General features: G+C 72.0%; 8 protein-coding genes and 1 pseudogene. All 9 read left to right on the forward strand.

Features of this window, described 5'->3' with window-relative positions:
* Positions 1-377: TIGR02234 family membrane protein (locus ABZY57_RS31405; RefSeq protein ID WP_356517733.1), on the forward strand; the 377-nt coding region annotated here is incomplete at its 5' end.
* Between the two features lie 174 nt (positions 378-551).
* A complete protein-coding gene (locus ABZY57_RS31410; protein ID WP_356517735.1) occupies positions 552-803 on the forward strand; it encodes an HGxxPAAW family protein in 252 nt (83 codons plus the stop codon).
* 63 nt (positions 804-866) lie between these two features.
* Positions 867-1,337, forward strand: coding sequence for a DUF2752 domain-containing protein (locus tag ABZY57_RS31415; RefSeq protein WP_356517737.1), 471 nt, complete (start codon positions 867-869; stop codon positions 1,335-1,337).
* Between the two features lie 162 nt (positions 1,338-1,499).
* Positions 1,500-2,309: an indole-3-glycerol phosphate synthase TrpC gene (gene trpC, locus ABZY57_RS31420; RefSeq protein WP_356517739.1), complete on the forward strand. Its 810-nt coding sequence runs from the start codon at positions 1,500-1,502 to the stop codon at positions 2,307-2,309.
* An 8-nt stretch (positions 2,310-2,317) separates the two neighbouring features.
* Positions 2,318-2,527, forward strand: a complete 210-nt coding sequence (locus tag ABZY57_RS31425; protein WP_250743802.1) for a tryptophan synthase subunit(beta) — start codon at positions 2,318-2,320, stop codon at positions 2,525-2,527.
* A gap of 193 nt (positions 2,528-2,720) precedes the next feature.
* A complete protein-coding gene (gene trpB / locus ABZY57_RS31430; RefSeq protein ID WP_356517741.1) occupies positions 2,721-3,977 on the forward strand; it encodes a tryptophan synthase subunit beta in 1,257 nt (418 codons plus the stop codon).
* Positions 3,974-4,786: a tryptophan synthase subunit alpha gene (gene trpA / locus ABZY57_RS31435; RefSeq protein WP_356517743.1), complete on the forward strand. Its 813-nt coding sequence runs from the start codon at positions 3,974-3,976 to the stop codon at positions 4,784-4,786. The genes trpB and trpA overlap by 4 nt, the downstream gene beginning before the upstream one ends.
* 122 nt (positions 4,787-4,908) lie before the next feature.
* Positions 4,909-5,694 (forward strand): annotated as a pseudogene (locus tag ABZY57_RS31440) (thioredoxin domain-containing protein); the annotation flags it as partial.
* A 339-nt stretch (positions 5,695-6,033) separates the two neighbouring features.
* Positions 6,034-7,032 (forward strand): prolipoprotein diacylglyceryl transferase, encoded by a 999-nt coding sequence (lgt, locus tag ABZY57_RS31445; protein ID WP_356517745.1) that lies wholly within the window; start codon positions 6,034-6,036, stop codon positions 7,030-7,032.
* Positions 7,033-7,153: the final 121 nt, after the last annotated feature.

Here is a 7,153-nt window from a genome sequence, read left to right on the forward strand (position 1 = left end):
GGAGCCGGCTGCTGGTCTCGGCGCTGCTCGCGCTGAGCGGCCTGGGGGCGGGCGCGGCCGCCCTGGCCAACGCGGACGGCCGGCGCGCCCTGGACGCGCAGGCGGCGCGTACGACGGCCGACACCGCGGCCCACGTGGCCGGCCTGACCCATACGGCATGGCCCTACGTGACGGCCGCCGGCGGGGCGCTGATCCTGCTGGCCGGACTGCTCGCGCTGCGCTTCGGGAGCACCTGGCCCACGATGGGCGGCCGATACGAGCGCGACGGCAGCCCGCGACCCCGCAAGGCGGCCGTGGTGGACCCGGACCGGCCGGAGGACTTGTGGAAGGCGCTGGACCGGGGCGAGGACCCCACCGGTCCGGACCCGGCTCCCTGAAACCGGACCCCACTCCCCGAAACCGGGACCGACGCCCGAAACCGGGACCGACGCCCGAACCCGGATCGGACCCCGTGAACGAGGCCGCCGCCTGGTACGGGACAATGACCACCGAGCGTTCGACACAGCACGTGCGGCGTGCGACAGAGCACACCCGAGTACGAGGAGCAACTCATGGCGGGCACTAGCCACGGACACACCCCGGCCGCCTGGACCGGTGTCATCATCGCCTTCATCGGTTTCAGCATCTCCGGCGCCTTCATGGTGCTGGCGAACCCGCTGGGCTTCTGGGCGGGCCTCGTCGTCGTCGCCATCGGCGGTGTCGTGGGCATGGCCATGAAGGCCGCGGGCATGGGCGCGCCGAAGGCCGCGCACCACGACCTCGCCGAGGTCATCGCCGCGAACCGCCTCGCGACCAAGGTCTGACCACGCGGCAGCCGGTACGTGGGTTTTCGAAAGGCGCGGCCCCGTCGGGCTGCGCCTTTTGTCATGAGCGGAGAGAATCAGCGGGTGGAGCCCTCCTCTGGAACGACCGACCTCGCGCCGCCCCCCGAGCCCGTGTCCCGGGCCGGCCGGCTGGCGCGTCCGGCGCTCACGCTGGGTGCGGCCGCCGCGGCCCTCGCGTACGTGGGGACCGTGGATCCGAACGAGCCCGGCCACTATCCGGTCTGCCCGCTGTTCCGCCTGACCGGGGTGCTGTGCCCGGGCTGCGGAGGGCTGCGCAGCGCCCACGCGTTCGCCCATGGCGATCTCGTGACAGCTTTCGGGGCAAATGCCCTGGCGGTCGCCGGCTACTTCTTCTTCGCCGGCTTCATGGTCCTGTGGCTGGTTCGCGCCTCTCGGGGGATGCAGGCCCCGAGGCTCGTCGTACGGCCGCTGTACTGGTGGGGGATCGGTGCGGTGGCCGTGGTCTTCTCGGTTGTCCGGAACCTTCCCATGGGCTCTTTCATGGCGCCCTGAGCTGTAGCTGAAGTAAAGATTCCGGATGTCCATTTAATGGGACGCCGTCAACCGCGTGCGGAGGGCGAGGCGTCCTGCGGATACCATTTGAACTGCTGACCTTGCAGTTGTACGTGTCTGCAAGGCGGCCGACCGTCATCGACCCGGAAGGGGGCCGCTCGCGTGAGTGTGCTCGACGAGATCATCGAAGGGGTCCGCGAAGACCTTGCCGAACGGCAGGCTCGCGTCAGCCTCGACGAGCTCAAGGAGCGTGCCGCCAAGGCGCCCCAGGCCAAGGACGGCGTCGCTGCCCTGCGCGGCGACAGCGTCAAGGTGATCTGCGAGGTCAAGCGCTCCAGCCCCTCCAAGGGTGCACTGGCAGCCATCGCCGATCCGGCCGGGCTCGCCGCCGACTACGAAGCGGGCGGTGCGGCGGTCATTTCCGTCCTCACCGAGCAGCGTCGTTTCGGTGGCTCGCTGGCCGACCTGGAGGCCGTCCGCGCCCGCGTGGACATCCCGATCCTGCGCAAGGACTTCATCGTCACGGCGTACCAGCTGTGGGAGGCCCGTGCCTACGGTGCCGACCTCGTGCTGCTGATCGTCGCGGCCCTGGAGCAGGAGGCACTCGTCTCCCTCATCGAGCGGGCCGAGTCCATCGGCCTCACCCCGCTCGTCGAGGTCCACGACGAGGAGGAGATCGAGCGTGCGGTAGCGGCAGGCGCCAAGATCATCGGCGTCAACGCCCGCAACCTGAAGGACCTCAAGGTCGACCGCTCCACCTTCGAGCGGATCGTCGGAGAGATCCCGGCCCACATCGTCAAGGTTGCCGAGTCCGGCATCCGGGGCCCGCACGACCTGATCGCCTATGCGAACGAGGGCGCGGACGCCGTCCTCGTCGGGGAGTCCCTGGTGACCGGCCGCGACCCGAAGTCGGCCGTGGCCGACCTCGTCGCCGCCGGCGCCCACCCCGCCCTGCGCCACGGGCGGAGCTGACCCTACCCATGGCCCGAAACCGCCCCTCCGTCCGCACTCGACCGGGCTCCGGCCTGGCCGGTGTGCCGACGGCCCACGCGCCCCTGGCGCGCGGCTGCCGCCCTCGCGGCTGCCGCGCCCCGGCCCGGCGCGTGCGCGGGCGGCGGGTCCGGTACGTGATCGGCTCCGAGCCCGGCCAGGTCAACGGCATGCGATGGCGACCCGGAGTCGCGTCGTAACGAGGCCCGCCGGGCGGTGTACGTCGTACACCCCGCCCCTCGGCGACCCCGTACGGTCCGTCACCCCGAGCCGCCGGCTCCGGGGCGGGCCGCTCCGCACCGTCTGCGCATGCCCCAGCGGGGTGTGCGCGTCACGGGCGGACGGCGCAATACGGTGAAGACATCCGCGTCGCATCCGTAGGAGTACCTGGGCATGTCCAGCGCCAGCAGTTTCTTCATCCCGGACCCCGAGGGTCACATCCCGAACGCCGAGGGCTACTTCGGCGACTTCGGCGGCAAGTTCATCCCGGAGGCGCTCGTCGCCGCCGTGGACGAGGTCGCCGTCGAGTACGAGAAGGCCAAGGGCGACCCGGCCTTCGCGGCCGAGCTCAACGACCTCATGGTCAACTACACCGGCCGCCCCAGCTCCCTCACCGAGGTGCCCCGGTTCGCCGAGCACGCCGGGGGCGCGCGGATCTTCCTCAAGCGCGAGGACCTGAACCACACCGGCTCGCACAAGATCAACAACGTGCTGGGCCAGGCGCTGCTCACCAAGCGCATGGGCAAGACCCGCGTCATCGCCGAGACCGGCGCCGGCCAGCACGGCGTGGCCACCGCCACCGCCTGCGCGCTCTTCGGCCTCGAGTGCACCATCTACATGGGCGAGATCGACACCCAGCGCCAGGCCCTGAACGTGGCCCGGATGCGCATCCTGGGCGCCGAGGTCATCGCGGTGAAGTCCGGCTCCCGGACGTTGAAGGACGCCATCAACGAGGCGTTCCGCGACTGGGTCGCCAACGTGGACCGCACCCACTACCTCTTCGGCACGGTCGCGGGCCCCCACCCCTTCCCCGCCATGGTCCGCGACTTCCACCGGGTCATCGGCGTCGAGGCCCGCCGCCAGATCCTGGAGCGCGCCGGCCGGCTGCCCGACGCCGTCGCGGCCTGCGTCGGCGGCGGCTCCAACGCCATCGGCCTCTTCCACGCCTTCATCCCGGACGCCGACGTCCGCCTGGTGGGCTTCGAGCCCGCCGGGCACGGCGTGGAGAGCGGCGAGCACGCGGCCACCCTGACCGCGGGCGAGCCCGGCATCCTGCACGGATCGCGCTCCTACGTCCTGCAGGACGAGGAGGGCCAGATCACCGAGCCGTACTCCATCTCGGCCGGTCTGGACTACCCGGGCATCGGCCCGGAGCACTCCTACCTCAAGGACGCGGGCCGCGCCGAGTACCGCGCGGTCACCGACGACCAGGCGATGCAGGCCCTGCGGCTCCTGTCGCGCACCGAGGGCATCATCCCGGCGATCGAGTCGGCCCACGCCCTCGCGGGCGCGCTGGACCTCGGCAAGGAGCTGGGCAAGGACGGGCTGCTCGTCGTCAACCTGTCCGGCCGCGGCGACAAGGACATGGACACCGCCGCCCGCTACTTCGACCTGTACGACGCAGACGCCTCCGAGGGGGAGACCAAGTGAGCGGCAACATCGAACTCCTCTCGGCCACCCTCGCCAAGGCGAAGTCCGAGGACCGCGCGGCCCTCGTCGCCTACCTCCCGGCCGGCTTCCCGACCGTGGACGGGGCCATCGAGGCCGTCAAGGCCGTCATCGCCGGCGGCGCGGACGTGGTCGAGATCGGCCTCCCGCACAGCGACCCGGTCCTGGACGGCGCGATCATCCAGACCGCCGACGACATCGCCCTGCGCGGCGGGGTCAAGATCGCCGACACGCTGCGGACCGTGCGCGAGGCGCACGAGGCGACCGGCGCCCCGATCCTGGTCATGACGTACTGGAACCCCATCGACCGCTACGGCGTCGAGCGGTTCACCGCCGAGCTCGCCGAGGCCGGCGGCGCGGGCTGCATCCTGCCCGACCTGCCGGTCCAGGAGTCCGCGCTGTGGCGCGAGCACGCTGCCAAGCACGGTCTGGCGACCGTCTTCGTCGTGGCCCCCAGCAGCAAGGACGAGCGCCTCGCCACCATCACCGCGGCCGGTTCCGGCTTCGTCTACGCGGCGTCCCTCATGGGTGTCACCGGCACCCGCGAGTCCGTCGGCAACCAGGCCGCCGACCTGGTGCGCCGTACCCGCGCCACCAGTGACCTGCCGGTCTGCGTCGGACTGGGCGTCTCCAACGCCGTCCAGGCCAAGGAGGTCGCCGGCTTCGCCGACGGCGTGATCGTCGGCTCCGCCTTCGTGAAACTGCTGCTCGACGCGCCGGACCTGCCCGCCGGGCTGGCCGCCGTCAAGGCACTGGCGGGCGAGCTCGCCGAGGGCGTACGCCGGAGCTGACGGGCGGAGCGTTCGATCGAGCAGCCGGACCCCTGAGCGGGTTCTGTAGCCCGATCGGGTGGAAGTAGGGGCAGGGAGGCACGAGAGTGCCTCCCTGCTTCGTTTGGCCGAACGTGAGCGACATGAACGACGGTGCGAACCGCGATGCGACGAAACGATCGGCCCGCGAGCGACTCCAGGCGGAGCGCGAGAAGCAGAAGGCGAGGGACAAGCGCCGGCGGACCCTCGTCGTGTCGGCGGCGGTGGTCGGCGTACTCGGCCTGGCGGCCGTCGTCGGCCTGATCGCGGCGAACACCGGCAAGGGCGGATCGTCCGCCAAGGGCGGCCCGCTGGTCGCCCCGTCGGGGGCCACGGGCAAGGACGCGCTGGCCATCCAGACCGGCAAGAGCGAGGCCCCCTCCACCCTGACGGTGTGGGAGGACTTCCGCTGCCCGGCCTGCAAGGCCTTCGAGACCAACTACCGGGACACGATCCACGAGCTGGAGGCCAAGGGCCTCCTCAAGGTCGAGTACCACCTCGTCACCCTGATCGACGGGAACATGGGCGGCACCGGCTCGCTCAAGAGCGCCAACGCGGCCGCCTGCGCACAGGACGCCGGGAAGTTCGCCCCGTACCACGACGTGCTCTTCGACAACCAGCCCCCGGAGACCGACGACGCCTACGGCAAGAACGCCAAGCTGTTGGAGCTGGCCGGGAAGGTCGAGGGACTGGACAGCGCCGCGTTCCGCCGTTGCGTGGAGGACGGGACGCACGACAGCTGGGTGAACAAGTCGCAGGAGGCCTTCCGCGCGGGCAAGTTCCGCGGGACCCCCACCGTACTGCTCGACGGCAAGGACATCTTCGGGGACCAGGCCGACCCGCTGACCCCGCAGAAGCTGAAGGAGCAGGTGGAGGCGGCCGGCAAGGGCGGCCCGGGCGGAGTGAAGGGCTCCCCGTCCCCGTCGGGCTCCCCGTCCAAGTCCAAGTCCAAGTCCGGATCCGGGTCAGCGTCGCCCTCGCCGTCCGCGTCCGGCTCGGCGAAGGCCTCCTCCGCCCGCTCGGGCACCTCCTCGGGCTCCTCGTCCTCGTCGTCGGCTCCGGCCGCGCGCTCGGCGGGCCGGTCGGCCACGGGCGGTCCGGGCTCCGAGGACGCCTTCCCGGACCACGCCGGGATGCCCATGGGGCACTGACGGCCGTCTCGATTCGGCAGCAGCTTGCCGGGCGGGTTGCGGTCACCACCGTCCGGCAAGGTAGCGTCGGGTCTTGCCATGAACCTTGCCTTCATTCCCAGTCCGTCGACGGGCGTGCTCCATCTCGGACCGATCCCGCTGCGCGGCTACGCGTTCTGCATCATCATCGGCGTCTTCGTCGCCGTCTGGCTCGGCAACAAGCGCTGGATCGCGCGCGGCGGTAAGCCGGGCACGGTCGCGGACATCGCCGTGTGGGCGGTGCCGTTCGGCCTGGTCGGCGGTCGCCTCTACCACGTGATCACCGACTACCAGCTCTACTTCGGCGAGGACCGCGACTGGGTCGACGCCTTCAAGATCTGGGAGGGCGGCCTCGGCATCTGGGGCGCCATCGCGCTGGGCGCGGTCGGTGCCTGGATCGGCTGTCGCCGGCGGGGCATCCCGCTGCCGGCCTGGGCCGACGCCCTGGCCCCCGGCATCGCGCTGGCCCAGGCCTGCGGACGCTGGGGCAACTGGTTCAACCAGGAGCTGTACGGCCGCGCCACCGATCTGCCGTGGGCGGTGGAGATCACCGACGGCCCGAACCGGGTCGCCGGGACCTACCACCCGACCTTCCTCTACGAGTCCCTCTGGTGCGTCGGTGTCGCCCTGCTGGTGATCTGGGCCGACCGCCGCTTCACGCTCGGACACGGGCGGGCGTTCGCGCTGTACGTCGCCGCGTACTGTGTGGGACGCGGGTGGATCGAGTACATGCGGGTCGACGAGGCCCACCACATCCTCGGCCTGCGGCTCAACGTCTGGACCTCGATCTTCCTGTTCGTGCTCGCCGTGACCTACCTGGTCCTGTCGGCGAAGCTGCGGCCGGGCCGCGAGGAGATCGTCGAACCGGAGCCGGGCGCCGTGGCCGGTGCCAAGGACGGGGACCCCGACGGGGACACCCCGGCCGGGGAGGCCGGAGCCGAGGGCGAGGTCGCGCCCGCCGCCGAGGACGAAGCCGGGGCCGACCCGGTGGACTCCGGGGGCGAGGCCGGCGGCAAGGACGAGAACAAGGCCGAGGCCCCCGGGGCCAAGAAGCTCTGACCGGAGCAACGGTCGAACGGGAGGGGCGCCGGGGGCATCGAGCGCGCCGCCCCCCCCGGGTCCGGGTGGCGGCGCGCGGACCCCGCGCGCGCGCCCCCGGACGGGGCGGGGGAGGGGGTCG

This window comes from Streptomyces sp. NPDC006450 (genome assembly GCF_040612195.1).
In the GTDB taxonomy this organism is placed as follows: domain Bacteria; phylum Actinomycetota; class Actinomycetes; order Streptomycetales; family Streptomycetaceae; genus Streptomyces.